Raw genomic sequence first — 26,709 nt, forward strand, 5'->3', positions numbered from 1 at the left:
CAGTGGTGAGAGGGTATGATACACGCCAGAATCTGTCCCAATCCTTGAAATCAGGAGGCCGCGTGAACAAAGAAATCATCCTGAAGCGAGTGCAAAACCGCTGGCCCGATCTGCTGGCGTTGTATGCCTTTGGCAGCCGCATCCAGGGCCTTGCCAGTGCTGAAAGCGATCTGGATCTGGCGGTATTGGTGCCTGGTTATGCCGACCCTCTGCTGATGTTCGATCTGGCGGGAGAATTAGCCGACGATGCGGGCTGTGCGGTGGACTTACTCGATCTGCGGGCGGCATCGACGGTCATGCAATACCAAATTATCACCACGGGCGAGCGCTGGTGGCAAAAAGATGGTCAGGCGGCGCTTTATGAAGTGGCCATTCTGAGCGAAAAGACCGCGCTGGATGAGGCCCGCAATGCACTGATCGATGACATTCAGCACCGGGGGAGCGTGTATGGCCGATGATGTCTTGCTCAACAAGACTGCCACCATTGAACGTTGCGTGCTGCGCGCCCGCGAGGAATACGAGGCTGATCCCGCCACATTTGCCGGGAATCCCACAAGGCAGGATGCCACTATTCTGAACATTCAACGCGCCTGCGAAGCGGCGCTGGATATGGGGCAGCACTTGATCCGGCGTGAACGGCTGGGTATTCCGCAAAGTGCGCGTGATGTGTTTACGCTGCTGGCGCAAGCAGGCTGGATTGATCTGGTCTTGGCAGAAAAACTCAAGCGCATGGTAGGGTTTCGCAACATTGCGATGCATGATTATCAGGCGCTGCAATTATCCATCACTGTAGCGGTGATAGAAAACCATCTGGACGAATTCCTGCAATATAGCAAAGCGGTGTTGCTCAAGGATGCGGAGAGCTCCCGTCGGCAAGAATGAGATAGCAATGCGGCGCTGACGGAATCGAGTTGGCGGTGAGTCGGTGCAGGTGTTTTTCAGAATGATCTCAATCGCTGGCGATGTATCCAGTGGTGGCAGGTTGTTGGCGATCTTGATCGTTTTCACGTGGTATTCGGCGTCGATGAGCTGAGATGCCATCCATGAGCTGTTAGCCGTAGCGAATAACAAGCCAGCGCGCAAGCCCCGCAATTCATCGCCCAGCGGCAAGCGCAAACGATGAACCAGATCTTTGTCGATTACTTTAGGCAGCACAAGAATGAAATTGCCGCACTGGATTTTTCTACCAACAATACTGCACAGCGCTGCACGCTCACTCTGAAGATGATCGAAGCGTTGCGCGAGCACTTGACCAAGAGCCGCCGCTGTTGCTGACTACCAAACGCTTGTGGAGTACCTACGCCCGCATGCGGACGGGGCAAGTGAAAGGCGCAATTGCAATTTAAGCCCGTTATTTTCTACAAAGCAGTGGTAGTTTCCTGGCTATATTCAGGATGCGCTCATTTTTATGTTATAAATTGGTAATGCCAATAGATTTTTTCTAGTATTCTCCTTCTAGCTGTGTGTGACCTAACAATAAGGGAGCAAAAATGGCAAGACGAAAACCAGTGGTTCTTGAAACCATAAGCTTTGACAATCAAAGCCTAGCCCATACTTTTTTCCAGGAAATGCTTCAACGCTATGTACCAGGAGAGTTGGTTTCACCTGAAGACACAATTCATCTTGCTGAACTGTTTAAGAGGCACCCGAGTTATCCGGCAAAGGTTGGACCTGGCGTCAATTATTTCGAAGTCATGCCGGAGAAGTTTGGTTCTCAATGCTTTTGCGCGGTATTGAAGGATGGAACCAAGGAAGGTTTTTCCTACAAGAAGTGCGTGACGCAAAAAGGTAACTGATCCTTTGATTGGATGAACTCCATGGATTTCGAAATTCTTATCAATGACGACTACATCAATTTGGTTCAGAACACAGAGCTCACTCCTGTCGATAACAAGACCGTTCTTAGTCTGGTTAACGATTTTGAGGATGAGAAGTGGCGACGTGAAAAATTCGAGAATTTCGTCTGGGACAACATAGCCTTGACCGCATTATCGGCACAAGAGCGGGAAAAATTGGCAGGCAAGAGTGCATCGACTCTACGGGCAGCAGCAAAAAATTTGCGGCTAACCGACAAGGAGGGTGATAAAGGGAAAGGGAGTGAACTTGCCGAAATTGTGCTCTATGGAATCATGCATCACCACTACAAGGCGTTACCCGTCGTCCCCAAGATTTTCTGCAAGCAAAACGCGCAAGACAATGCCAAGGGGGCTGACAGCGTTCATATCGTCTTGGAGGGCGATGACGCTTTTTCGCTTTGGTTCGGAGAGGCGAAGTTCTACAACAGCATTGAAAACGCAAGACTGTCATCCATCGTCGAATCTGTCGAAAATTCGCTGGTAACCGAGAAGCTGAAAAAAGAAAACAGCATCATCACCAACACGGCAGATGTTGATCAACTTGTCGAAAACAAGAATTTGGCTGCCAAGATCAAGCTTGCTTTGTCGCCCGATAACTCGATAGACAATATCAAGTCGATCCTTCATATCCCCATCCTGCTTTTGCATCAGTGCTCTGTTACGGCTGAAACCAAGGAGATGAATGACGGATATAGGGAGAGGATTCGAGAGCACCATCTTGACCGTGCAACTGCCTATTTCAAGAAGCAAATCGAAGAGCTATCCGACAAGGTTGCTATGTATTCATCAATCAAATTCCACATCATTCTGTTTCCTGTTCCTGGCAGGAAAGAACTGATTGATCGGTTCTCGAGCGCGGTAGCGCATCACAAGGCGTAACGAGCGATGGATATTTTCGAGGAATGCGCAGCCATCAATGAATTACTTCAAACTGATGATGGAGTTGAGGCGAGAAACCGGCTGATTCGTCTGCTCGATAGCCTTGGCAGAGAAAATCAAGCCTACAACCCGCTACTGAACCACCTGATTCGAGAGTCAGGGCTGTATCCCTACCTCGAACCCGAAACATCGAGTTGGCAAGATCGGTTCGTTTACGAGTCTTTCAAGGTGGACATTGGGCAGGATGAGCCTGTAACGCTTCACAGTGAACAGTCATTAGTCTTGAAACACCTTTTGGATGGCGACGATCTTGCAGTCAGCGCACCGACGAGCTTTGGCAAAAGCTTGATCATTGATGCTTACATCGCAATCAAAAAACCTACGAACGTCCTGATTTTGGTTCCTACCATTGCGTTGACCGATGAGACCAGACGTAGGTTGAACAAGAAGTTTTCTGGCGAATACAAGATTGTGACGACATCGGAAGTCGAACTCGGCGAAAGGAACATTCTCATCTTCCCGCAGGAAAGGGCGATTCACTATTGCGACAAGCTTGAACAATTGGATTTGCTCGTCGTCGACGAGTTTTACAAGGCGAGCCAAGCGTTCGATAAAGAGAGGTCACCAGCCCTCTTGAAAGCAATGCTCAAGCTGGGCGAAAAGGCTGCGCAGAAATATTACTTGGCACCGAATATTGCGGACTTGAACGACAATCCGTTCACAAAGGGCATGACTTTCCTACGCATGGATTTCAACACGGTGTTCCTTGAAAAGCATGAGGAGTACAAGGACATCAACAAGAACGTACAGAAGAAAAATGATGCACTCCTAAGGATATTAGGAAAGCAAGAAACCAAGTCCCTGATTTACGCTGGAACCTATTCTGGTGTTGATAGTGTTACGACCCTACTAGTCGATAACGCTGACAAGGAGAATAGTGCGCTGCTATCCGGCTTTTCCGCGTGGCTTGCGATGAACTACCATCCGAACTGGAAGCTGACCAATTTGGTGAAGAGAGGCGTCGGCATCCATACCGGTCAGCTTCATCGCTCCCTAAGTCAGATACAGGTTCGACTCTTTGAGGAGGAGAAAGGCGGGCTGCAAACGCTAGTTTCAACTTCATCCATCATTGAAGGGGTGAATACATCGGCTGAAAACGTCATTGTATGGAGCAACAAGAAGGGGAAACTGAAACTCGACGACTTCACCTATCGCAACATCATCGGACGGGGTGGGCGGATGTTCAGGCATTTTGTCGGCAATATTTACATTCTCGAAGAGCCCCCAATTCCTGCTGAAACTCAACTTGAATTGATGTTCCCTGACGAGTTGCTTGCTGATGTGGACGATGAGAAATACAAGCAGGAACTCACCAAGGAACAATTGGCAAAGCTCTTGCACTACAAGGAGGAGATGTCGCAGCTAATGGGGCAAGAGTCATTTGAGCGCCTGAGAAATGAAGGGATGCTGATTTCCAGCGACACAGAATTGATTGCCACGATAGCTTTTGCGATTAAAAAAAATCCAAGATTGGTAAGAGGACTTGCCAACCTATATGCGCCAACAAACGACTATTGGGTTTGGACACTCTGTAATGTTCTAAAGTTGGTTCCTGGTGGGTGGGATGCCCCTTACGCGAAATTTGCAGAGTTCGTGCGAGCCTTGTCTAGCAATTGGAACCTTACAATCCCGGAGCTTTTGGATCAGCTATCCGAGCAAGATGTTACGATCGATGAGTTTTTCAAGATGGAGCGTAATGCAACGTTTAAATTGACTGCGTTGCTGAACGACGTCAATGTCATCCAGAAGGAAATCGTACCCGTGCACAAGATAGACATCTCTCCGTTCATCGCCAAGCTGTCGAAGGCATTCCTGCCGTCATGCGTTATGGAGCTTGAAGAGTACGGATTACCTCGAATGCTGGCTAAACGGATCACTGCATCCGGCCTTATCAATTTCGAAGATGAAAAACTTGACCTTCATTCTGCAATCAAGCTGTTGCGCGAATTGAAGCCCGAAATTTTTGCAAAAACCGAAGGACTTGATGATTTTGACCGCTATGTCCTAGATTATTTTTATGAAGGTATTGCAATCCAGTAGTCGAATGCTGAGCACCAGAAAAGCCTTGCTGCTCAAGGATGCGGTGCACTCCCGGTAGCAAAAATTAGATAGCAATGCGGCGCTGACGGAATCGGATTGACGGTGAGTCAATGCAGGTGTTTCTATAGAGTTTCTTGTAGTACTGAACAAGAGGAGGGACAAATGAACGGCAATTACGATACCCTCCTTCCGTCGCTAATCCGGTGATCCAGGCAGGTCGCAACGAAGCTCATACACGGACTGAACTCATCGACTCGCAGCTCGCGCCCGCTGGCTGGTACAGTGAATTGCAATCGTTGTCGTAACCGATATTGCGCAGATTATATTGGGGAGAGCATATGGCTAAGAAACAAACTCCGAATGAGAAGCAACCTATTGCGATAACAGAAGGTGCCGAAGCTCCTTTTCTGCTTTATTCCGGCGATGATGAAAAAGTACATGTGCGAGTGCTCATCCACGCTGAATCTCTTTGGTTGACCCAGCGCCTTATGGCCGATTTGTTCCAGACTAGCGCGGACAATATCAACTTACACCTTAAGAATATATTTGCTGAGGGCGAGCTGGAGGAATCGGCAACTACCGAGGATTTCTCGGTAGTTCAGAATGAGGGCGGGCGGGCTGTCCGGCGCACGCTCAAACACTACAGCCTTGACGCCATTATTGCCGTTGGCTATCGTGTGAGCTCCAAGCGCGCTACCCAGTTTCGCATCTGGGCAACCCAGATCCTCAAAGAATATATTCGTAAAGGCTTTGTGCTGGATGATGAGCGGTTAAAGCAGGGAAAGCGAGTTTTCGGCGAAGATTATTTCCAAGAATTGCTCGAGCGGGTCCGCTCTATCCGGGCCAGCGAGCGGCGTATCTATCAGCAAATCACTGACATCTTTGCCGAATGCAGTATTGATTACGATCCAAAATCGGACATCACGCAAAACTTCTATGCCATGGTGCAAAACAAGTTTCACTACGCCATTACCGGTCAGACTGCAGCCGAGATCATTCTGCAGAAGGCTGATCGCGCTGCTCCTTACATGGGCTTACTTACTTGGAAAAATGCGCCTCATGGCCGTATCCTCGCCTCAGATGTAACGGTCGCTAAGAACTATTTGACCGAACCGGAAATCAAGCGATTAGAACGTACCATTTCCAGTTTTTTCGACTATATCGAAAACATCATTGAAAACCGGCTTCAAATGAGCATGGCTGATATGGCGGACAGTGTTGATAAGTTTCTAAGTTTTAATGAATTCGAGGTTCTGAAACATAAAGGCCGTGTGAGCAAGATGCAAGCTGATCAGAAAGCTTTATCCGAATATGCGGAATTCAACCGGACACAGAACATCGAATCCGATTTTGATCGGATGTTGAAAGCAACCGAAACTCTGAGGGATGGAAATCAGAAATCCAGTAGAAGGAAGCCTAATTCAGGGGAAAAATGATTTATGTATAGGATGTCACAGCATTGTCATCCCGTGTCAGTAACCGCATCAATTTGGGATGAATGAACAGCTTTTCGCGTCCCACGGTTCTTTCCTCCAGCACGCCGATTTCCACCAGCTGCTTGAGATAGCGCGAGGCGGCTTGACGTCCGGCGATGTTTTTTTCAACCAGGTTTTGAATCCGGCAGTATGGCAGATCGAAGATCAGATCGACCAGCTCGCGACTGTAGATTTTTGGTGCTTTCTGCTTCACATAATCAATTGTCAATCCGGAGAGGGCGCGGATCGCGGCGATCTTGGCGGTGGTCCAGAGTGCCGTGTTCTCAATGCCTTGCAGTATGAAGCTAATCCACGGTTCCCATGCTTGGTTTCGCGTGACATCGAGCAGCAGGCGGTAATATTCGGTTTTGTTCTTGATGATGTAGCGGCTGAGGTAGAGAATCGGCAGCGTCAATAAATCTTCCTGGATCAGAAATAGACTATTCAGCACGCGCCCGGTGCGGCCATTGCCATCGGTGAACGGATGAATCGCCTCGAATTGATAGTGCCCTGCCGCCATGCGGATTAGCGGATCGATTTCGCGTGCTTCGTGCAGGTAGCGTTCCCAGTTGGCCAATTTGGCGCGCAGCAGGTCTTCCCCGACGGGTGGTGTATAAATCACTTCACCGGTGGCCTGATTGGCCAGTGCCGTTCCGGGCACGCGCCGCACTTGCATGTCCATGCCTTTGATGCGCGTGCACACTTGTTCCGCGGTGCGGGTGTTCAGCGGATGCTGCTTTAATGCCTGAAACCCTTCCAGCAGCGCACTGCTATAGCGCAGGGCTTCGCGCGTGGCTGGGTCGGCATACTCGTTTGCGCTTTGAAACTGAAACAGCCGGTCTGTCGTGGTGACGATGTTTTCGATTTCCGAGCTGGCTTGGGCTTCAAGCAGCGGCAGGGCATTGATCAACACGCCCTGATTGGGAATGAGTTCAGCGGCTTGTTTCAGTTCTGCCAGTGCTGCGCGGGCCGCGATGCATTGCTTCAGTACCGTGCGCGTTTCCAGCTCGGCTGCGGGAGGCAACAGCGGTAGGTCGTTGTAAGGTTGATCCGGACGCCAGGCAGTCATGGTTTAATTTTTGCATTTTTGCGACACGTCGTCAGTTTATGTTGTTTGCAGCGACAGGTCAACTCAATATGTCGCAAATTTTCATTTTTTGCGACATATTCTTTTGGGAGAGCTCTGAAAAAGGTAGCGAGCGACGAGCAGGCAAGGCGAAATCAGGTGAAAAAGCGCAATTTACAGATAGTAAATGAGCATTTTGAACCTGACTTCAACGCATCATGGCGGAGCGCAGTAGTTTTTCAGAGTTTCCTTAGACGTTGAAGCGGAAGTGCATCACATCGCCGTCCTTGACGATGTATTCCTTGCCTTCGAGGCGCATTTTGCCGGCTTCCTTGGTACCTTGTTCGCCATTGTAGGTGATGAAGTCGTCGTAGCTGATGACTTCGGCGCGGATGAAGCCTTTTTCAAAATCGGTGTGGATGACACCGGCTGCTTGCGGGGCGGTGTCGCCTTTGTGGATGGTCCAGGCGCGGACTTCTTTGACACCGGCGGTGAAGTAGGTTTGCAGTCCGAGCAGTTCATAGCCCGCGCGCACCAGGCGGTTGAGGCCGGGTTCTTCGAGGTTCAGGTCGGCTAAGAAGATTTTTTTGTCTTCGTCGGACAGTTCCGCGATTTCCGCTTCAAGCGCGGCGCAGATGGCGACGACCGGCGCGCCTTCCTGGGCGGCGTATTCTTGCACGCGGGTGAGCAGCGGGTTGTTTTCAAAGCCGTGATCGTCGACGTTGGCGACGTAAATCGCCGGTTTGGCGGTCAATAAGCACAGCGGCTGCAATAAGAGCTTTTGCTCTTTATCCAAGTCCATTGTTCTGGCGGGTTTGCCCTGGTCAAGATGCGCTTGCACTTTTTCCAGCAAGGCGCACAATTTGATCGCATCCTTATTGCCGGATTTGGCCACCTTGGATTCACGCAGTAATGTTTTTTCCACCGTGGCGAGATCGGCCAGCGACAGTTCGGTTTGGATCACTTCGATATCCGAGACCGGATCGACTTTACCGGCGACGTGCACGACGTTGTCATCGTTGAAGCAGCGCACCATGTTGACGATGCCGTCGGTTTCGCGGATGTTGGCGAGGAATTTGTTGCCTAATCCTTCACCTTTGGACGCGCCCGCGACCAGTCCGGCGATATCGACGAATTCGACGATGGCCGGTTGTATTTTTTGCGGCTTGACGATGTCGCTGAGTTTTTGCAGGCGCGGATCCGGTACTTCGACGATGCCGACATTCGGATCGATGGTGCAGAATGGATAATTTTCCGCAGCGATGCCCGCTTTGGTCAACGCATTAAACAAGGTGGATTTGCCGACATTGGGTAGGCCTACGATTCCGCATTTCAGACTCATGACCGGTTTCTCATTAAAAAGGGTTAAATAACAACATTATGAAATTTCTACTGGAATTTACGCTTTGGTATGCAGTTTCAGCATCGCCGCTTCGCATGCGCCTTGTGCGATGAGCGGCCAGACTTCCAGACTACGGGCAATGGCTTCGTCGATCAGCGGTGCTTCTTCTTTTCGTGGGGGGTGTAACACATAACCGACTACCGCATTACGATCACCCGGATGACCGATGCCGATTCTTAGCCGCCAGAAATCCTGGGTACCCAATTTGGCTGCGATATCCTTGAGGCCGTTGTGTCCGCCCAAACCACCGCCCTTTTTCAGCTTGGCGATGCCGGGCGGCAGATCCAGCTCGTCATGCACCACGATGATTTCATCCGGCAGGATTTTATAGAACTGGCACAGTGTTGCGACCGCTTGCCCGCTGCGGTTCATGAACGTTTGTGGTTCCAATAGCCATACATCGATGTCTTTTTGGCGGATTTGCGCGCATAAGCCATGAAAGCGCGTCTCCAGCCTGAGTGAAGCTTGCAGCTTGTGCGCCAGCCGATCGACCCAGTCGAAACCCGCGTTATGCCGGGTGCCGTCATATTCTCTGCCGGGATTGCCCAATCCAACGATGAGTTTCATAGATACTGATCAGACTTTAGGGAAACACTGATAATTTGCTTGCGCAAGCGATTTGCTGCGTTGCGTGATGCTCGGAAACCCGGAAAGAAAAATCTGCCGGGTTATTGTGCAATTCCAGCAGATTTTTCCAATTTTCAGAACAGTGCAGCGTTATTTCTCGCCGCCTTCCGCGGCAGTTGCTGCTGCAGATTCTTCAGAGAGCGCCGAACGCGGAATAACGATAGTCACCACCGGCAAGTTTTCACCTTTGGCTAACGATACCGTTTCTACGCCTTTCGGCAATACTAAATCGCTCAAATGCAGCGTGTGACCGGCAGTCAGCTCGATCAAATCCACCGAAATGTATTCCGGCAAATCCGCAGGTAAGCAACTGATATCGACTTCGGTGAGAATGTGCGACACAATACCGCCGGAGGTTTTCACACCGGGTGCGATTTCTGCATTGATGAAGTGCAATGGCACTTTCATGTGTATTTTCTTATTCTTGTCAACGCGTTGAAAATCAACATGCAACACTTGCTGTTTGAAAGGGTGCATTTGGATATCGCGCAATAGAACTTGCTCTTTTTTACCGGCAACGCTAATCGTCAGGATTGAAGCATGAAACGCTTCATGTTTGAGGTTATAAAACAAATCTTTATGATTCATTTCAATCGATTGCGCTGGAGCTTCGCCGCCATAAATGATCGCCGGTACGATACCGGAACGACGCAGGCGGCGGCTCGCACCCTTTCCCTGCACTGTGCGCTTGTCGGCACTGATTTCAATTTTCATTGTAAGACTCCTAAGTGATGGTTTGTTCGCGACCAAACAAACCGGTTAATAAAACAAATAGCTATTCCATGAATAGCGAACTTAATGAACTTTCATTGCTGATTCGTAACATCGTTTCCGCCAGCAAACTGGCGATGCTTAATTGGCAAATGCGGTCACAAGTTATTGCATCTGCGCGCAACGGAATGGTATCGGTGACGACCAGTTTGTCCAATGCGGAGTTTTGAATCCGTTCCACCGCACTGCCGGATAGTACCGCATGGGTAGAATACGCAATCACCGACTTCGCGCCATGTTCTTTCAGAGCGTTGGCCGCTTGACATAGGGTGTTGGCGGTATCCACCATGTCATCAATAATGACGCAGGTGCGGTCCTTGACTTCACCGATGATGTTCATGACTTTGGCTTCATTCGGTTTGGGACGGCGCTTGTCGATGATGGCCAGATCGCATTCCAAGCGTTTGGCCAAATGCCGTGCCCGTACGACACCGCCGACATCGGGCGATACCACGATGAGATCCTGGTAATTATGTTTCCAGATATCGCCGAGCAAAATCGGCATACCATAGATATTGTCAACCGGGATATCGAAAAAACCCTGAATCTGATCCGAATGCAAATCCATCGTCAGTAAGCGGTCGATACCCACCGTTGTGAGCATATTGGCTACGACTTTTGCGGTAATCGGCACACGCGCCGAACGTGGCCTGCGATCCTGGCGCGCATAACCGAAATAGGGAATCGCCGCGGTAATGCGGCTCGCTGATGCGCGCTTCAAGGCATCCACCATCACCAGTATTTCCATCAGGCTGTCATTGGTAGGCTCGCAGGTCGATTGCAGCACGAATACATCCTTGCCGCGCACATTCTCAAGAATTTCTACCATTACTTCGCCGTCACTGAAGCGGCTGACAGTGGCGCGCCCCAGATGAATATTAAGATGCTTGACAGCATCTTCCGCCAATTTGGGGTTGGCGGTACCGGTAAAAACCATCAAACTGTCATAAGCCATATAATTTTTTTGCAACAGTCAGTTTGAAAAAAGTAAGAGTTTTCACGCAACTCGAATTTTTCTCAATAAAAAGAAACTGGCAGGGGAGGTAGGGATCGAACCTACGAATGCCGGAATCAAAATCCGGTGCCTTACCACTTGGCGACTCCCCTAAATCTTTGATTCAATGATTTTATGAATCGGATGGTAATCTAATCCTTTTGCTACAAACCCTTTCACATCATTCGGAATTTTTTCCAATGCGGCTTGTGCTGCCGATTCTGAAGCAAATTCTGCAAATACACAGGCTCCGGAACCGCTCATGGCTGCTATTGTAGTATTTTCCAGTTTCTTTAGCCACTCCAAACATTTCGCGACTTCAGGGTATAAGCGGCAAACGACGAATTCCAAATCATTATGTCCTTGCCAGACAGAAAAGGGCGGTATTTTGATCGGTATTGTGTTTCGTGTCAATTCCTTACTTGCAAAAATCTCCGCAGTCGATACCGATACCGGCGGTACAAGCACCAGATACCAGGCGGGTGGTAATTCGATCGCGGACAGCTTTTCGCCAACACCTTCGGCAAAGGCGCTTTGACCGAAAATAAACACCGGAACATCGGCGCCCAGTTGCAGTCCCAATTCGAGCAGGCGAGCATGGCTGATATTGGCTTGCCATAAATGATTCAACGCTAATAATGTGGTGGCGGCATTGGAACTGCCGCCGCCGAGTCCCCCACCCATTGGAATTTGCTTGTGCAAAAAGATATCGACGCCTTCCGTGATGGCTGCTTCATGCTGCAATAGTGTGGCGGCGCGAACGCATAAATCTTTTTCTTCCGGTACGCCGGGAATCGGCGTATGTAGTTTGATGACGCCATCGGGGCGCAATCGGAAGCTCAGTTGATCCGAAAAATCAATAAAGCGGAAAACGGTTTGTAACAGATGATAGCCGTCCTGCCTTCGGCCTATTACGTGTAAGAAAAGATTCAGTTTTGCCGGAGCGGAAAAGGTGTGCATGACCGATTTATTGGACTTTCCAGTCATCTACGATCAAACGGATTTTTAGATTTTGATTCTCGTAGAATAAATTAATGATTTTGGGTAGCGGCACCGAACCACCCGGGGTTTGGGTAAAACGATTGTAATGGATGTGCCACCCGTCTTGCCGGATCGCAAGCAGCTGGTTTTGCCGGTTCAGATCTTTTTCCGCGGTGGTCAGCGGTGAATGGATTCCTTGAATCCAATATTGCAAGCCATCAAGCGGTAACCGCCAGCCGAGAATCTGCTCCGTCAGATTTTCAGCATCGGTGGCGTAATAAGCTTCCAGTTTGGAAGTAATCAATCGTACGCCTTCCTGATCCTTGGTAATTTCCGCGACAGCCTGCCCCCATGGGGTAAATAACAGAATTTCATCGCTTTCTGCCAGGTGTTCCCAACGAAAGCTGCCGGAAAAACTTTGCTTTTCATCTTGAATGGCGATACGGCCCAGGATATTGAAATCGTAGGCTGGCGCTTTCTGGGGGGATGTCGCAGGATCGAATAATACGGTGGTGGCAACCGCGTCGGATTGTGTTGCTGTCGGGATGGTTTTGCATCCATGGAGCAAAATCATCAAGCAACTGATCAGAACCGCCAGAAAAACGCTTTGCTGGTTAATTCGGAGCCACATCACAGGCAGTTTGAATTTTCTCGATTGACACTAGCTATTGGCGGTTCTATTGGTTTGTTGATAATCCGGAAGAACAATATTCAATTCCAATGTTTCCTGATTTTCATCCTGTTCAAAATTGATGGATATGGCATCTTGATCGACATTCACATATTTCCGGATAACTTCCAGCAATTCCTTTTGCAATTGCGGTAAATACGATGGCTGATTGCGGTATTTGCGCTCGTGCGCGACCAGGATTTGCAATCTTTCCTTGGCTAGCGGCGCGGTTTTGGGTTTGGAAGATCTAAAATAATCAAGTAGGCTCATTTTCTTCCTCCAAAAAGTCTCTTGAGAAATCCTTGCTTACCATCGATAAATCGATGCGGAAGCTTTTCTCCAAGGTATCGCGCAACGACATCGGCGTAGGCCTGACCGGCCTCGCTTTTTTCATCCAGTATAACCGGCATTCCGGCATTGGATGCGGATAAGACTGATTTTGATTCGGGGATAATGCCCAATAATTCCAATGATAATATTTCCTGCACGTCCTCCAGGCTCAGCATCTCGCCCAATTTGACCCTATCCGCATCATAGCGGGTCAGTAGCAGATATTCCTTGATGGGCTCTTCATTTTTTTCGGCGCGGCGTGATTTACTGGAAAGAATACCGAGCATGCGATCGGAATCCCGAACCGATGAAATTTCAGGGTTGGTAACGACAAAAGCGTCGTCAGCAAAATAAAGCGCTAAATTGGCGCCTTTTTCAATACCGGCAGGTGAATCGCAGACAATGTACTCAAAATCTTTCGATAATTCATCTAAAACCTTACCAACGCCCTCTTGCGTCAGCGCGTCTTTGTCACGAGTTTGCGAGGCTGGCAGTATATAGAGCAAGTTGCAATTCTTATCGCGAATAAGCGCTTGATTGAGACTGGCCTCGCCATTGATCACATTGATAAAATCATAAACCACCCGGCGTTCGCAGCCCAAAATCAAATCCAGGTTGCGTAATCCTACGTCGAAATCGATGACGGCCGTTTTATGGCCTCTTTTCGCTAACCCCATGGCAATCGCTGCGCTTGTTGTGGTTTTGCCAACGCCCCCTTTGCCTGATGTCACGACTATAATTCTTGCCAATTGCGCCTCCTTTACTGTTTGGTCTTAAGCGATTTCTTTAATGATCAATGCATGGTCCTGTAGATAGATCTGTACAGGATTCTTATAGGTTTGCTTGTTGATATCTTCGCTGGTTTTATAGTCGCCAGCGATCGATATAAGCTCCGCCTGCAAATCGAAGCAAAAAATTCTGGCGGCGGTATTGCCATGCACACCTGCTAATGCGCGTCCCCGCAGGGTATTATAGACGTGAATATTGCCTTCAGCCATAATTTCGGCGCCGGCGCTGACTTGCGACAGAATGATTAAATCTCCGGAAGCATAGATACGCTGCCCGGACCGGATCGGATGGGTAATCAATGTTGCCGCCGCCGGTACTGGGGGAATCGCAGCCGGTTTCACCGATTCTTTAGGAGGAGCGGTTTCGGATTTAATGTTTGTTTGCTGAACAGCTTCCGGTTTTTGCGTTTCACCGATCACGATGGAGCTTCCAAGATCGCGCACGGTGTCGATTGGAATGAATAAAGCACGCGCTTGCTTGTTTTGCTGATCGTTGCCTCCACGGATTCCGACCGGGAAAAAACCTATCCTGCGCAGCAGTTCAATGACACAGGTAAAATCCAACTCTTGATTTTGTTTGTTAAGTTCGCGCAAATCGATGATCACTGGAGAATCTTTAAAAAATTCCGGTGCGAGCTTTATTTTCTCATGCAATGTTTGCTCGATTGCAGCGATATCATTTGTAAAAAGGATCAGAATGGGGGAAAAAAAAGTGCTGCTTTTAAATTCAAGTGCTGGCGTAGTGGAAGTATTTAACATTTTAAGGCTTATGATCGATAGAGATGCAGGCAATTCATTTATTAGTGAGGCCTTAGCAATTGCTAAGACAATATCAATATACAAGCCAAAGTTATGAAAACCAGTTTAATCGATGCTCTTCTTTTTGGTAAGACGCTGTAACGTTTCCAGCAAGATATCATTATCCGGATCTTTTTCCAGCGCGGTGCGCCAAATATTTTTAGCATCTTCTTTTGCGCCTTGTATCCAAAGCACTTCTCCCAAGTGCGCGGCAATTTCAGGATCAGGCCGGGCAGCAAAAGCCAAATTCAAATAATTCAACCCTTCTGCAATATTGCCCATTCGGTAGTATACCCATCCCAGACTATCCATGATATATGGGTCGTCAGGTGAGAGTGCTATGGCTTTCCTAATCAGTTTCAAGGCTTCGGGCAGATGCTTGCCACGTTCAGCATAGCTGTAACCCAGTGCATTATAGGCATGGGGATTATCCGGCCTGAGCTGTATCAGTTTGTGTAAATCTTGTTCAAGGATAGTGAATTTGCCGAGCTTGTCGGCAGCCAAGGCACGATCATAGAGCAACTCGGGATAATCGGGCAATTTATTTAAGCCATCGCTAAGCAAATTGTATACTTCTTGGTAGGCTTTGGTTCTTCGCAGGATTTGCGCTTCCGCCAAAATTAAATGCGCCGTTTGCTGATCATTGGCAGCCGGCAGGCTCTGCAGATATGTGCGCGCTTCTTTTAAATACCCTTTGGTTGCGAGCAAATCGGCGTAACGGATTTGTGCCGGCAGAAAGCGGCTGCCGCTTCTTACCATTTGATAGGATTCCATCGCCATATCGGGACGATTGGTTTCTTCGTATATCTGACCGAGGTGGAAATGTACCGCGTTGGCGTCTTTGTAGCCTAAATCCAATGCTTTTTTGAAACTCGATTCGGTGACGTCGAAATCACCCATTTCCGCAGCTAGTAATCCTGTTGCAAGCGTGATTTCCGGATCTTTTGCATTTTTGTCCAATAACCATTGGATTTGTTCGCGTGCCTGATCCAATTGGTTATCGCCGATCAATAAGCGCGCGTAAGCGATTCGAACTTCGTTGGAAACGGGAAATTTCTGTAAATAGTCACGATAGAAATTGCCGGCGTCAGTGACTGAAATTCGTTGCAATATTCTACCATTATGCACAGCCGCCACTTCCCAATCCGGGCGTAATGCCAGAGCGCGTTGCATCTCATCTTGTGCGAGCTGATGCTGATTGGCAAACCAGGCTGCTTGAGAAACGGCAAAATGGACTTCCGGGGAATCTTTATAGGGTTGGGAAAGGTACTGTACCAATCGCAATGTTGCCGCCCTGTCCGGATTGCGTGACAACAGTTGATTGAGTTGCATAAACGCATTCCCGACTTGATCCGTTTGGGATGCCAATAATTTTTCAAGATGCGGTTTGGCTGCTTCTAATTTACCAAGATTCACCAATAGCGCAGCAATGGTCTGGCGGGCATCTACCGAATCCGGTTCGAGCTCAATCCACATGGTCGCTGCTTGTTCCGCGGCAATGGGGTTGCCTGCGTGCAGCGAAATTTCGGTTGCCCGTTTGGCGAGCCGCGGGTCTCTCGTCGTTCTGGTAAGTTTGATGTAGCGATTGATCGCAATATCCAGATTGCCGCGCTGCAATGCGGTTTCGCCGACTAAAAAATCAAATAGGATTGAAGCCGTCAATTCCTGTTTGGGCAAGTTTAGGTCACTGACTTCATCCTGCTCGGTGGATTCCCCGGTTTTATCTGCCGCCTGATTGGCAGGCATCTGCGCACAGGCAGAAAGCCCAGATAGCAATAACACATATAGAAGTTTAAATTTCATGAGAAATCCGTTTGATTTTCGAATATTGGGTAAACCGCATTAATTTTCTACAGCGCTAGAGAAATTTATCAAAACACGTCAATCTATGGTCATATCGTTTAATATCGCTACGTGTTTGAGGCTGGGTGCTATTGTAACAAAGGTCATCGATTACTTTTGTGCGGATAATAAAGTGAATAAATAGCTATTTAGCATAAGTAATAATGATTGTCATCACGAAAAGCAAGATTAAAATTATGCGCCCGGGAATCATCGAATAATTTATGATTTGCCAAACGCTGAGAGCGACATTAAAACATGAAAGTTCACATTTGTACCGAATGCGGTGAAGCGTAATTATTTTGCGATGTATTTTATTGATTGATTTCAACTCCAACGATAAACACGATTGAAGAATTTCCATTTTAAATTACTGATGGTTTTTGTGGCGGGTATGCTGACGGTGCTTGGTTTTGCGCCTTTTTATCTGTTTCCGGTACCGGTCATTACATTGGCATGGCTGTTGGCATTGTGTCATAAAAACCAAAGCTCGATCAGAAATGCCGTGCTTGGGTTTTGGTTCGGCATGGGTTTATTTAGCGCAGGCGTTACCTGGATTTACGTTAGTTTGCACGACTTTGGCGCAATGCCGGTGCCAATTGCGGTGGTGGCATTGATCATTTTGTGCGCGTATCTGTCATTGTTTCCGGCTTTCAGTTTGTGGCTGCTAACCCGGCTTCGCTTGGCATCGCCCTTGCTCTGGGCTGCGCTGGCAGCGGCACTGTGGATGCTGTCCGAGTGGTTGCGCGGTACGTTGTTCACCGGTTTTCCTTGGTTGACGCTGGGTTATTCGCAGGCGCCGTTCAGCCCTTTGGCAGGTTTTGCGCCGATCGCCGGTGTGTATGGAATTTCTCTGATCATCGTATTCAGCGCCGCTTTATTATTTTTCTGGATTGAGAATATCCGTGAGAAGTGGCGCTGGGGAGCGGCATTGATAACGATCTGGTTATGCGGTTTTGCATTGCAATCGATCGATTGGGTAAAACCCGAAGGCGAGCCGGTTACGGTCAGTCTGTTGCAAGGAAATATTTCCCAGGATCTGAAATGGCGTGCGGATCAGATCGAATACTCGATGGAAACCTACGCGCGATTGATCCTGGAAAGCGAAAGCCAGTTGATCGTCACCCCGGAGATATCGATTCCGTTGTTCAACGACGTGGTGCCGCCCGCGTATCTGGCGTATATCGCCGAGCATGCCCGCAGCGTCAATGGCGATGTGCTGATCGGTTTGGCCGAACGCGATGATGAAGACGACGATGCTTATTACAACACCATGTTCAGTTTCGGCATTTCCCCTGAACAAAGTTACCGTAAACATCATTTGGTGCCGTTCGGCGAATTTATTCCGTTTAAGCCGCTGTTTGGTTGGGTGATCCAAGTGTTGCAAATACCGCTATCGGATTTTTCTCGCGGCGGGCTCGATCAACAACCGATGGCCATCGCCGGGCAACGCGTGGCGGTCAATATCTGCTATGAAGACGTATTCGGTGAAGAAATTATCAATCAATTGCCGCAAGCGACATTGCTGGTCAACGTCAGCAACGATGCCTGGTTCGGACGCTCAATCGGGCCGCAGCAGCATTTGCAGATTTCGCAGATGCGCGCGCTGGAAACCGGCCGCTATATGTTGCGTGCTACCAACACCGGTGTGACCGCGATCATTGACGAGCGCGGGCGCGTGCTGGATACCATTGAAATTTTTATTACTGCGGCATTGCACGGCGTGGCGCAAGGTTTTACCGGCGCGACACCGTACGTACGCATGGGCAATTATCCGGTGCTGGGATTGGCGATGTTGCTATTGAGCATCGGATTGCTATCCGCCTTCCGCGCCGCACGAAAAACCCGGTAAAATCCACCTGTTCCTAACTTAATGCAATTATTTGACGCTTCATGCCGACACTGACTTTTCAGGAAATCATCTTCACCCTGCAGCGCTACTGGGCCAAACAAGGTTGTGCGATTCTGCAACCGTACGATATGGAAGTCGGCGCGGGCACCAGTCACACTGCCACCTTTTTGCGCGCCATCGGTCCCGAGCCGTGGAAAGTGGCGTACGTGCAACCGTCGCGCCGCCCCAAAGACGGCCGCTACGGCGAGAATCCCAATCGCTTGCAGCATTATTACCAGTTTCAAGTGGTGTTGAAACCGGCGCCGAAAAATATTCTGGATCTATATCTGGATTCTTTGCGCGAACTGGGTTTCGATTTGACGCAAAACGATGTGCGGCTGGTCGAGGACGATTGGGAAAATCCGACATTGGGCGCGTGGGGATTGGGTTGGGAAACCTGGCTGAACGGCATGGAAGTGACGCAATTCACGTATTTTCAGCAAGTCGGCGGCATCGATTGCAAACCGATCACCGGCGAAATTACCTACGGCCTGGAACGCCTGGCGATGTATTTGCAAGGCGTGGAAAGCGTGTTCGATCTGACCTGGACCAAAGGGCTGCGCTACCACGATGTGTATCATCAAAACGAAGTCGAACAATCGAAGTACAACTTCGAAGAAAGCGATACCGAGTTTCTGTTTCTGGCGTTCGGTAAGCACGAAGCGCAAGCTAACCATCTGATCGCAAAGCAACTGGCATTGCCGGCTTACGAGCAAGTGCTGAAAGCCGCGCATACCTTCAATCTGCTCGACGCGCGCGGTGCCATTTCCGTCACCGAACGCGCGGCGTACATCGGTCGTATCCGCAATCTGTCGCGGCAAGTCGCCAAAGCGTATTACGACAGTCGCAAAAACCTCAATCCGCCGTTTCCGCTGGCGCCGCGTGAATGGGTCGCGCAAATGCCCGATATGCAGGAATCCGCATCATGACCCACAACCTGCTCGTCGAATTATTGGTGGAAGAACTGCCGCCGAAATCGTTGAAACAACTCGGCAACAGTTTTGCCGAATTACTCGCCGCAAGCCTGAAAGCGCAAGGATTGATCGCGCCCGATGCAACTATCACGCCGTATGCAACCCCGAGACGGTTGGCGGTGCATATCGCCAACGTTGCGGCGCAAGCGGCCGATCAAGCGGTTACGCAAAAACTGATGCCGGTCAAAGTCGGCTTGGACGCCGAAGGTCAACCTACGCCGCCGTTATTGAAAAAACTCGCCAGCCTTGGCGCCGATGCATCGGCAGTACCGCAACTCAAGCGTGCTTTGGATGGTAAAACCGAAACGTTGTTTCTGGATGTTATTGTGCAAGGGACATTGTTGACCGATGGGTTGCAAAAAGCCTTGCTGGATGCAATCGGTCAATTGCCGATTCCGAAAGTGATGACGTATCAACTGGCGGACGGCTGGCAAAGCGTGCATTTCATACGCCCGGCACACGCTTTGGTGGCGCTGCATGGCGCCGATATCATGCCGGTCAGCGTGCTCGGCCTGCAAGCCGGACGCGAAACGCAAGGCCATCGCTTCGAAGCTAAAGTCAGCCCAATCGTACTGCACAACGCCGACAGTTACGCGCAGCAACTGCAAACTGAAGGTGCTGTGCTCGCAAGCTTTGCCGAACGCCGCGCCGAAATCGCGCGCCAGCTTGCCGCCGCCGCTGCAAAAGAACATCTCACGCCCATTGATGATGAGGCGCTACTCGACGAAGTGACCGCGCTGGTTGAGCATCCGAACGTGCTGATTGGCCAGTTCGACGCCGAATTCCTGCAAGTGCCGCAGGAATGTTTGATTCTGACGATGAAAGCGAACCAGAAATACTTTCCGTTGCTCGATGCGCATGGAAAGCTCGCTAACAAATTCCTGCTGGTTTCCAACATCCGCCCCGCCGATCCCGCGCAAGTCATCGCCGGTAACGAACGCGTAGTGCGCTCGCGCCTCGCCGACGCCAAATTTTTCTTCGACCAGGATCGCAAGAGAACGCTGGAGTCGCGCTTGCCGGAGTTGGATAAGGTGGTGTATCACAATAAGCTGGGTACGCAAGGATGGCGCATGTATTACGTTCGCGCCGTTGCTAAGATGATTGGCGAAATGTTGGGTGGCGACAAATTGGCTAATCAGACTTACGAAGCTGCTTCATTAGCCAAGGTGGATTTACTCACCGATATGGTCGGTGAATTTCCCGAGCTGCAAGGCATTATGGGACGCTATTACGCACAATATGAAGGCTTAAGCGATAACATTGCATTTGCTATCGAAGATCATTACAAACCGCGTTTTGCCGGTGACGAATTGCCGCGTAACCCGGTGGGTGTTTGTTTGGCATTGGCCGACAAACTGGAAACATTGGTAAACATGTTTGGTATCGGCGAAACACCAACCGGCGACAAGGATCCGTTTGCGTTGCGTCGTCATGCACTCGGCTTAATTAGAGTTTTGATTGAGAAAGACTTGCCACTGGAACTTAATGTGTTAATCCAGGAAGTTATCAAAATTATTTATGATCCGGAAATTGAGAATCAGTCGTCACAATACTTCCATAAAAGAACCCCAGGGGAAAAGTTTTACGCACGAGCTATTGTAATTCGTCGAATTCCAGATGGATTAGTTGAACAATTGCTAACGTTTATTTACGAACGCCTCGCAGGCACTTTACGCGACCAAGGCTACACCGCACAGGAAGTCGACGCTGTACTCAGCTTGAATCCCCAGCATTTAAGCGATATTCCCAAACGTCTGGCTGCTGTGCGGGCGTTTGCCGCGTTGCCGGAAGCGGCTAGTTTGGCGGCGGCCAACAAGCGCGTCGGTAATATCCTCAAGAAATCCGAAAGCGCTATCCCTGGCACTGTCGATACCGGTTTATTGCAGGAAGCCGATGAACAGGCGCTTTATCAGGCATTGCAAGCTATTCAGCCGCAAACTGAAAAAGCTTTTGCCGCCGGTGATTACACTGCTTCGCTGCAACTGCTGGCAACGCTGAAAACCCCGGTTGACACGTTCTTCGATCACGTGATGGTGAACGTCGACGATGAAAAGCTGCGTAATAACCGGCTGGCGTTATTGGCGCAATTGCACCGCATCATGAACCGCATCGCCGATCTCTCCAAGCTGGCCACCTGATATGAAACTGATCATCCTCGACCAAGCCGGTGTTATCAATCAAACCAGTGAAACCTTTGTCAAAACGCCGGATGAATGGATTGCGATCCCCGGCAGTCTGGAAGCGATTGCACGCTTGACGCACGCCGGTTACCGCGTGGTGATCGCCACCAACCAATCCGGCATTGGCCGCGGTCTGCTCGACATGGCGGCTTACAACATTATCAACGACAAGATGCACAAAGCGGTCAACCACGCAGGCGGGCGCATCGATGCGATATTCTTTTGCCCGCATACCAACACGGATCAATGTAATTGCCGTAAGCCGGCAACCGGATTGTTTCAGGAAATCATACAACGCTATGGCGTTAATCTGAAGAATGTCATGGCGGTCGGTGATTCGTTGAAGGATTTGCAAGCGGCGGCGGACGTCGGTGCGATTCCGGTGCTGGTATTGACCGGTAATGGCCAAATCACGCGTGATTCCACGGAGATTCCGGTGCATACGCAGATTTTCGATGATCTATCGGCGGTGGCCGATGAGCTGGTTGGCGAAGAATGAGCAAGTGGCCGGCCGTTGCGCGCTCAGCGCTGTATATGCTGCTGCAGATCATCATTACGCCGCCGTATGCGATTCTGACGCTGGCATGCTTCCCGCTGTCACCGCATAATCGTTACCGCGTCACCTCGAGCTGGACGCGCATCATGTTGTTTCTACTGTGGCACCTGTGCGGGCTGCGTTACCGCATCATCGGCAAAGAAAACATTCCGGCATCGCCGAGCATTATTCTTTCCAAACATCAATCGGCGTGGGAAACGCTGGCGTTTCAGGAAATCTTTCCGCCGCAAGTGTGGGTGTTGAAAAAAGAGCTGCTGCGCATCCCGTTTTTCGGCTGGGGCTTGGCGATGACCAGCCCGATTGCGATCGACCGCAGCGCCAAGAAAAAAGCCCTGGAACAAATCGTCGATCAAGGTAAAGACCGGATCAAACAAGGGTTCTGGATCGTGGTGTTCCCTGAAGGCACGCGCATTCCGCCGGGACAGCGCGGCAAATACCGCATCGGCGGCGCCTGGCTGGCGACGCATACCAACGTGCCGGTGGTGCCGGTCGCGCATAATGCCGGGGAATTCTGGGGCAAGAATTCGTTCGTCAAACGCCCCGGCACCATCACCGTCAGCATCGGCCAGCCGATCGACCCCACCGGCATGGAAGCCGGGGAATTGAACGCGCAGGTGGAAGCCTGGATCGAGGCTGAGATGCTGCGCATCGGCCAGACCAAACCGCAACAATCTTAACCGTGCCAACACAAACCGCTACGCTTAACGGTCAGGCAATCAGTTACACCCTCACCCGCAGCCGGCGCAAGTCGATCGGCCTGCAAATCAGTCAACATGGCCTGCGCATCAGCGCGCCGTTGCATACCCCGCTTTCCCATATCGACCGCGTATTGCAGCAAAAAGCCGGTTGGATCATGAAGAAGCTCGCGCAATGGCATGAGAAAAAAAGCCTGGTGCTCGACTGGTCGTTGGATTCCACCTATCCCCTGCTCGGCGAACCCTGGCGCATCGCATTGAAGCCAACTGGCGAAATCGTGATGGCGCAATCATCCGGCCATGAACCGCTGCAGCCGCTTGTCATCGAACCCACGCCCCGCCAAATCGAAATCTTTGTGATGAACTGGTATCAACAGCAAGCCATCGACTGCTTCCAGCAGCGTATCGGAATCTATGCGCAACAATTGGCACTACCCGCCCCACCCTTCCGCCTCTCTCAAGCCAAAACCCGCTGGGGCAGTTGCAACAGCCGTGGTCTTGTTACGCTCAACTGGCGCTTGATCCAATTGCCGCTGCACTTGATCGACTACGTCGTCGCCCACGAACTCGCGCACCTGATCGAAATGAATCACTCGAAAGCGTTTTGGGCGGTGGTGGGGAGGGTCTGTCCAGAGTATCGGGTGGTGCGCAAACAACTCAGAAGCTATGGTTGATGATTGTTCTTATTTCTATCAACTTGGATTTTTCTCAATTTGAATTTTCGATGCTATGTTTTTTCACCAGGGGGCAATATGCGCGAGTGTATTAGTAGTGTTATTAAGTGGTTAATCGAAAATAGCGGATTAGCTCACTGGGTTACTTTATTTTTATTGATTATTAGTGTCTGTCTGGCATACAACCAATTGAAAGGGCAGAAAGTTCAGCGGCAATGGCAAAATTTTAACGAAATGAATGTTCGTTATGCAGAGCTGCTAGGCAAGATCCCCTTCAAAAAAGAAATGAAACAAAGCTCAGATTCGTTTGAATCTGTCGAAGAAAAAACCAAAATTTGGATACGACAATATTTTGACCTTTATTCTGAAGAATGCTGGTTAAACGAAAAAGGACTTCTTCCGAAAGGCATGTTTAATGAGCGAATTCGCTCAGGCGTTGTCGTCAATCTTAGGGAATATCCAATTCTTAAAGGCGGTTACAACTATTGGAAAGAACGAGATGCGTTTAAACACCCTGTTGGTTTCTACACAGTGGTTGAAGAAGATATCAAACGTGCAGAGGAAAAAGATCCGCAAAATGAGCCACAAGATCGTTGTGTCAAACCAATCAAACCTCAATCAAAGTAACATAAGTTCATTTATATTTTACTTTTAACGACAAAAGTAATATAAAGGATTTTGTATGTTACTTTCCTTACGGACATGCTATGACGATTCAACTTGAGCAGTATCAGTCCGGTCACTACCAGAAAGGTTATGAATACCGGTATTTCCTGCCATCCACGATTAACGATGAATGGGTGTGGCAAACGCCGCAGATAAATCTGTTGCTGGAGAAGGCGGCGGTCAAACTCGGGGAGCTCAATTCATTTGCACGCTTAGTGCCGAATATCGATTTGTTCATTCAATTACATGTTATCAAGGAGGCGGTGGTTTCCAGCCGTATCGAGGGGACGCAAACCAATATTCAGGGCCGTAGGATGTGCTGAACGCACTGAAGCGCATCATTCGCAAGTGATGCGCCTTCTAACGTCGGCACATCCTACCGTGCTTTCAGAGAAACGCTACATCGTTGGCTAAAACAATATCGTGTCTCAGCCACTATTGAAAAACTGAATGGAAAACCGGAGCGCCCGCTGGTGTATGTACGCATCAGTGCAGAATAAGGCTGGCCGGCTTACTGTAAATTGTTGGCACAGCAGCTTTCTGATGTATTACTCTCAGATTCCAACCCTGCGTTCTGATTTATAGCATTAATAATGAAAGCGGCAGGCAATGATCACCAGATCGGTATCGGTCGCCCGGTACACTAACCGGTTAACTTCGTCGATGCGCCGCGACCAGTAGCCGGATAGGTCGCCGCGCAAGGGTTCGGGTTTGCCTATTCCCGCATAGGGTTCACGCGCGGCGGCGGTAATCAGCAGGTTGATCCGCTTGAGTGTTTTTTTATCTTGATCCTGCCAGTACAAATAATCTTCCCAGGCATCGGGAACGAATCGAATGGTACGCAAGATTAATCGGTGGAATGCAGCGGATGTTCTTGAGCCATTCCGGCTTTGTCTTGTGCGATGGCTTTGGCCAATGCTGCTGCGTTTGCAGGGTTGCCGGTCAGGTGCAGCGTTTCCATGATGCTGTTGTAGCTATCGAGCGACATCACCACGGCATCCCCCTCCGCATCGCGGCGGCTGATGATCGTCACATCCGCGTCTTGAACTACCTCGTCCAATATGGTTTTGAGCGCATTACGCGCATAGGTATAGGTGACGACTTTCATAAAATCCCATTTAACATGATCAATAAGATGTACAAGTATAGTCAGGTCAATGCAATTCTGCAAACTGTCTGATCAACCAGTGGAGATTTTTTTACTGCAACAATGCAAAATCATAGCGCCCTAAAGTGATAAAAGTAACATAAGCCCATTTATATTTTACTTTTAACGACAAAAGTAATATAAAGGATTTTGTATGTTATTTTCCTTACGGACATGCCATGACGATTCAACTTGAGCAGTATCAGTCCGGTCACTACCAGAAAGGTTATGAATACCGGTATTTCCTGCCATCCACGATTAACGATGAATGGGTGTGGCAAACGCCGCAGATAAATCTGTTGCTGGAGAAAGCGGCGGTCAAGCTTGGAGAGCTCAATTCATTTGCGCGCTTAGTGCCGAATATTGATTTGTTCATTCAGTTACACGTCACCAAGGAAGCGGTGGTTTCCAGCCGTATTGAGGGGACGCAAACCAATATTCAGGAAGCGGTGCTGCCCGAGTCGGAAATTCTGCCCGAGCATCGTAACGATTGGCGTGAGGTGCAAAATTACACGCAGGCGTTGAATCAGGCAATCGACCATTTGCAAACACTGCCTTTGTCTTCACGCTTATTAAGGCAAACGCACGGGATTTTGCTGCAAAACGTGCGCGGCGAACACAAGTCGCCCGGAGAGTTTCGTGCCAGTCAGAATTGGATCGGCGGTCATAGCCTGGCGGATGCGGTGTTTATCCCTCCTCATCATCAACATGTCGACGAGTTAATGAGTGACTTGGAGCAATTTTTGCACAACCGGGATATTCATGTTCCGGCGTTGATCCGCGTCGCAATCGCGCATTGCCAGTTTGAAACCATACACCCGTTTCTGGACGGCAATGGGCGTATCGGGCGGTTGTTGATTACGCTGTTTTTGGTGAGTGAGGGGATTTTAGAGAAGCCATTGCTCTATCTTTCCAGCTATTTTGAGAAGGATAAAGGGCTGTATTATGACAATTTAATGCGGGTTCGTGAAAAAAACGATATGTTGCAATGGCTTAAGTATTTTCTAGTTGGGATCGAGCAAACAGCAAACATGGCAGTGGGCGCGTTATCGCGCATTATTCATTTGAAAGCAAAATTGGAACAGAATCTGCAGGCGAGCTTCGGGCGCAGAACTGCAAGCGCGCAACGTTTACTGAATGCGTTGTATATGCAACCCGCGATTCGCATCGAGGAAGTTCAGAAAATTTGCGATCTTAGTTACAAGGCGGCGAATGAATTGGTTGCACAAATGCGCGAACACGGCATTTTGCATGAGATTACCGGACAGAGCCGTAATCGCGTGTTTATTTTTGCTGATTACTTAGCAGTTTTTAGCGATTAAGAAAATTGGTGGTTTGCAAGCCGTT

The 26,709-nt window shown here is 49.4% G+C and carries 29 protein-coding genes and 1 tRNA gene; 16 read left to right on the forward strand and 14 right to left on the reverse strand.

Going from position 1 to position 26,709, the window contains the following annotated elements; translation table 11 throughout:
• Positions 1-62 precede the first annotated feature (62 nt).
• The 7 genes from mntA to KF839_RS00415 all read left to right on the forward strand — a co-directional run bounded on the left by mntA (position 63) and on the right by KF839_RS00415 (position 6,271).
• Positions 63-458, forward strand: coding sequence for a type VII toxin-antitoxin system MntA family adenylyltransferase antitoxin (mntA, locus tag KF839_RS00385; RefSeq protein WP_292915828.1), 396 nt, complete (start codon positions 63-65; stop codon positions 456-458).
• Positions 448-882 carry a type VII toxin-antitoxin system HepT family RNase toxin gene (hepT, locus tag KF839_RS00390; protein ID WP_292915829.1) on the forward strand — a complete coding sequence of 145 codons (435 nt, stop codon included), beginning with the start codon at positions 448-450 and terminating at the stop codon, positions 880-882. Before mntA ends, hepT begins: the two co-directional genes overlap by 11 nt.
• Before the next feature lie 237 nt (positions 883-1,119).
• Positions 1,120-1,275, forward strand: a complete 156-nt coding sequence (locus KF839_RS00395) for a hypothetical protein (protein ID WP_292915830.1) — start codon at positions 1,120-1,122, stop codon at positions 1,273-1,275.
• Between the two features lie 215 nt (positions 1,276-1,490).
• Entirely contained in the window at positions 1,491-1,796 is a 306-nt protein-coding gene (locus KF839_RS00400) for a DCL family protein (protein WP_292915831.1), read from the forward strand.
• Positions 1,797-1,817: 21 nt separating this feature from the next.
• Positions 1,818-2,735: a HamA C-terminal domain-containing protein gene (locus KF839_RS00405; RefSeq protein ID WP_292915832.1), complete on the forward strand. Its 918-nt coding sequence runs from the start codon at positions 1,818-1,820 to the stop codon at positions 2,733-2,735.
• Positions 2,736-2,741: 6 nt separating this feature from the next.
• Entirely contained in the window at positions 2,742-4,835 is a 2,094-nt protein-coding gene (locus tag KF839_RS00410) for a DEAD/DEAH box helicase (protein ID WP_292915833.1), read from the forward strand.
• A gap of 338 nt (positions 4,836-5,173) precedes the next feature.
• Positions 5,174-6,271 (forward strand): virulence RhuM family protein, encoded by a 1,098-nt coding sequence (locus KF839_RS00415; protein WP_292915834.1) that lies wholly within the window; start codon positions 5,174-5,176, stop codon positions 6,269-6,271.
• A gap of 1 nt (position 6,272) precedes the next feature.
• Here KF839_RS00415 and fic read toward each other — a convergent pair whose 3' ends face one another.
• From fic to KF839_RS00475, 12 genes are all read right to left on the reverse strand, one after another.
• Positions 6,273-7,379 carry a protein adenylyltransferase Fic gene (gene fic / locus KF839_RS00420; RefSeq protein WP_292915835.1) on the reverse strand — a complete coding sequence of 369 codons (1,107 nt, stop codon included), beginning with the start codon at positions 7,377-7,379 and terminating at the stop codon, positions 6,273-6,275.
• Between the two features lie 247 nt (positions 7,380-7,626).
• The gene (gene ychF, locus KF839_RS00425) at positions 7,627-8,718 is read right to left on the reverse strand and encodes a redox-regulated ATPase YchF (protein ID WP_292915836.1); all 1,092 of its coding nucleotides are present in this window, start codon (positions 8,716-8,718) and stop codon (positions 7,627-7,629) included.
• Positions 8,719-8,775: 57 nt separating this feature from the next.
• A complete protein-coding gene (gene pth / locus KF839_RS00430; protein WP_292915837.1) occupies positions 8,776-9,345 on the reverse strand; it encodes an aminoacyl-tRNA hydrolase in 570 nt (189 codons plus the stop codon).
• A gap of 150 nt (positions 9,346-9,495) precedes the next feature.
• Positions 9,496-10,119: a 50S ribosomal protein L25/general stress protein Ctc gene (locus KF839_RS00435; RefSeq protein WP_292915838.1), complete on the reverse strand. Its 624-nt coding sequence runs from the start codon at positions 10,117-10,119 to the stop codon at positions 9,496-9,498.
• Between the two features lie 61 nt (positions 10,120-10,180).
• Positions 10,181-11,131, reverse strand: coding sequence for a ribose-phosphate pyrophosphokinase (locus tag KF839_RS00440; protein ID WP_292915839.1), 951 nt, complete (start codon positions 11,129-11,131; stop codon positions 10,181-10,183).
• Between the two features lie 77 nt (positions 11,132-11,208).
• Positions 11,209-11,283 (reverse strand) — tRNA-Gln (locus tag KF839_RS00445).
• A complete protein-coding gene (ispE, locus tag KF839_RS00450) occupies positions 11,282-12,130 on the reverse strand; it encodes a 4-(cytidine 5'-diphospho)-2-C-methyl-D-erythritol kinase (protein WP_292916067.1) in 849 nt (282 codons plus the stop codon). The genes KF839_RS00445 and ispE overlap by 2 nt, the downstream gene beginning before the upstream one ends.
• A gap of 7 nt (positions 12,131-12,137) precedes the next feature.
• Positions 12,138-12,782: a lipoprotein insertase outer membrane protein LolB gene (gene lolB / locus KF839_RS00455; protein WP_292915840.1), complete on the reverse strand. Its 645-nt coding sequence runs from the start codon at positions 12,780-12,782 to the stop codon at positions 12,138-12,140.
• A 30-nt stretch (positions 12,783-12,812) separates the two neighbouring features.
• Positions 12,813-13,091: a cell division topological specificity factor MinE gene (gene minE / locus KF839_RS00460; RefSeq protein ID WP_292915841.1), complete on the reverse strand. Its 279-nt coding sequence runs from the start codon at positions 13,089-13,091 to the stop codon at positions 12,813-12,815.
• Positions 13,088-13,900, reverse strand: coding sequence for a septum site-determining protein MinD (minD, locus tag KF839_RS00465; RefSeq protein WP_292915842.1), 813 nt, complete (start codon positions 13,898-13,900; stop codon positions 13,088-13,090). The genes minE and minD overlap by 4 nt, the downstream gene beginning before the upstream one ends.
• A 24-nt stretch (positions 13,901-13,924) precedes the next feature.
• Complete coding sequence (minC, locus tag KF839_RS00470) at positions 13,925-14,698, reverse strand: septum site-determining protein MinC (RefSeq protein ID WP_292915843.1); 774 nt, start codon at positions 14,696-14,698, stop codon at positions 13,925-13,927.
• A gap of 105 nt (positions 14,699-14,803) precedes the next feature.
• Positions 14,804-16,540, reverse strand: coding sequence for a tetratricopeptide repeat protein (locus tag KF839_RS00475; protein WP_292915844.1), 1,737 nt, complete (start codon positions 16,538-16,540; stop codon positions 14,804-14,806).
• 415 nt (positions 16,541-16,955) lie between these two features.
• Here KF839_RS00475 and lnt point away from each other — a divergent pair, with 415 nt between their 5' ends.
• The 8 genes from lnt to KF839_RS00515 all read left to right on the forward strand — a co-directional run bounded on the left by lnt (position 16,956) and on the right by KF839_RS00515 (position 24,538).
• Complete coding sequence (lnt, locus tag KF839_RS00480; RefSeq protein ID WP_292916068.1) at positions 16,956-18,431, forward strand: apolipoprotein N-acyltransferase; 1,476 nt, start codon at positions 16,956-16,958, stop codon at positions 18,429-18,431.
• 41 nt (positions 18,432-18,472) lie between these two features.
• Entirely contained in the window at positions 18,473-19,399 is a 927-nt protein-coding gene (gene glyQ / locus KF839_RS00485; RefSeq protein ID WP_292915845.1) for a glycine--tRNA ligase subunit alpha, read from the forward strand.
• A complete protein-coding gene (glyS, locus tag KF839_RS00490) occupies positions 19,396-21,582 on the forward strand; it encodes a glycine--tRNA ligase subunit beta (protein WP_292915846.1) in 2,187 nt (728 codons plus the stop codon). The genes glyQ and glyS overlap by 4 nt, the downstream gene beginning before the upstream one ends.
• 1 nt (position 21,583) lies before the next feature.
• A complete protein-coding gene (gmhB, locus tag KF839_RS00495; RefSeq protein ID WP_292915847.1) occupies positions 21,584-22,123 on the forward strand; it encodes a D-glycero-beta-D-manno-heptose 1,7-bisphosphate 7-phosphatase in 540 nt (179 codons plus the stop codon).
• On the forward strand, positions 22,120-22,857 hold the full coding sequence (locus KF839_RS00500) for a lysophospholipid acyltransferase family protein (protein WP_292915848.1): 738 nt from the start codon (positions 22,120-22,122) through the stop codon (positions 22,855-22,857). Before gmhB ends, KF839_RS00500 begins: the two co-directional genes overlap by 4 nt.
• Before the next feature lie 2 nt (positions 22,858-22,859).
• On the forward strand, positions 22,860-23,549 hold the full coding sequence (locus KF839_RS00505) for a M48 family metallopeptidase (protein ID WP_292915849.1): 690 nt from the start codon (positions 22,860-22,862) through the stop codon (positions 23,547-23,549).
• Between the two features lie 78 nt (positions 23,550-23,627).
• The gene (locus KF839_RS00510) at positions 23,628-24,176 is read left to right on the forward strand and encodes a hypothetical protein (protein ID WP_292915850.1); all 549 of its coding nucleotides are present in this window, start codon (positions 23,628-23,630) and stop codon (positions 24,174-24,176) included.
• A gap of 80 nt (positions 24,177-24,256) precedes the next feature.
• Positions 24,257-24,538 carry a Fic/DOC family N-terminal domain-containing protein gene (locus KF839_RS00515; RefSeq protein WP_292915851.1) on the forward strand — a complete coding sequence of 94 codons (282 nt, stop codon included), beginning with the start codon at positions 24,257-24,259 and terminating at the stop codon, positions 24,536-24,538.
• A gap of 264 nt (positions 24,539-24,802) precedes the next feature.
• On the opposite strand, the gene KF839_RS00520 is transcribed toward KF839_RS00515, so the two are convergent.
• Together KF839_RS00520 and KF839_RS00525 are read right to left on the reverse strand one after the other, a co-directional pair.
• Complete coding sequence (locus KF839_RS00520) at positions 24,803-25,060, reverse strand: Txe/YoeB family addiction module toxin (protein ID WP_292915852.1); 258 nt, start codon at positions 25,058-25,060, stop codon at positions 24,803-24,805.
• Positions 25,061-25,062: 2 nt separating this feature from the next.
• Positions 25,063-25,323: a type II toxin-antitoxin system Phd/YefM family antitoxin gene (locus tag KF839_RS00525; RefSeq protein WP_292915853.1), complete on the reverse strand. Its 261-nt coding sequence runs from the start codon at positions 25,321-25,323 to the stop codon at positions 25,063-25,065.
• A gap of 218 nt (positions 25,324-25,541) precedes the next feature.
• On the opposite strand from KF839_RS00525, the gene KF839_RS00530 reads away from it, so the two are divergent.
• Positions 25,542-26,684, forward strand: a complete 1,143-nt coding sequence (locus KF839_RS00530) for a Fic family protein (protein ID WP_292915854.1) — start codon at positions 25,542-25,544, stop codon at positions 26,682-26,684.
• Positions 26,685-26,709 lie beyond the last annotated feature (25 nt).

Origin of the sequence: Nitrosomonas sp. (assembly GCF_019635155.1) — a bacterium.
Taxonomy (GTDB): Bacteria; Pseudomonadota; Gammaproteobacteria; order Burkholderiales; family Nitrosomonadaceae; genus Nitrosomonas.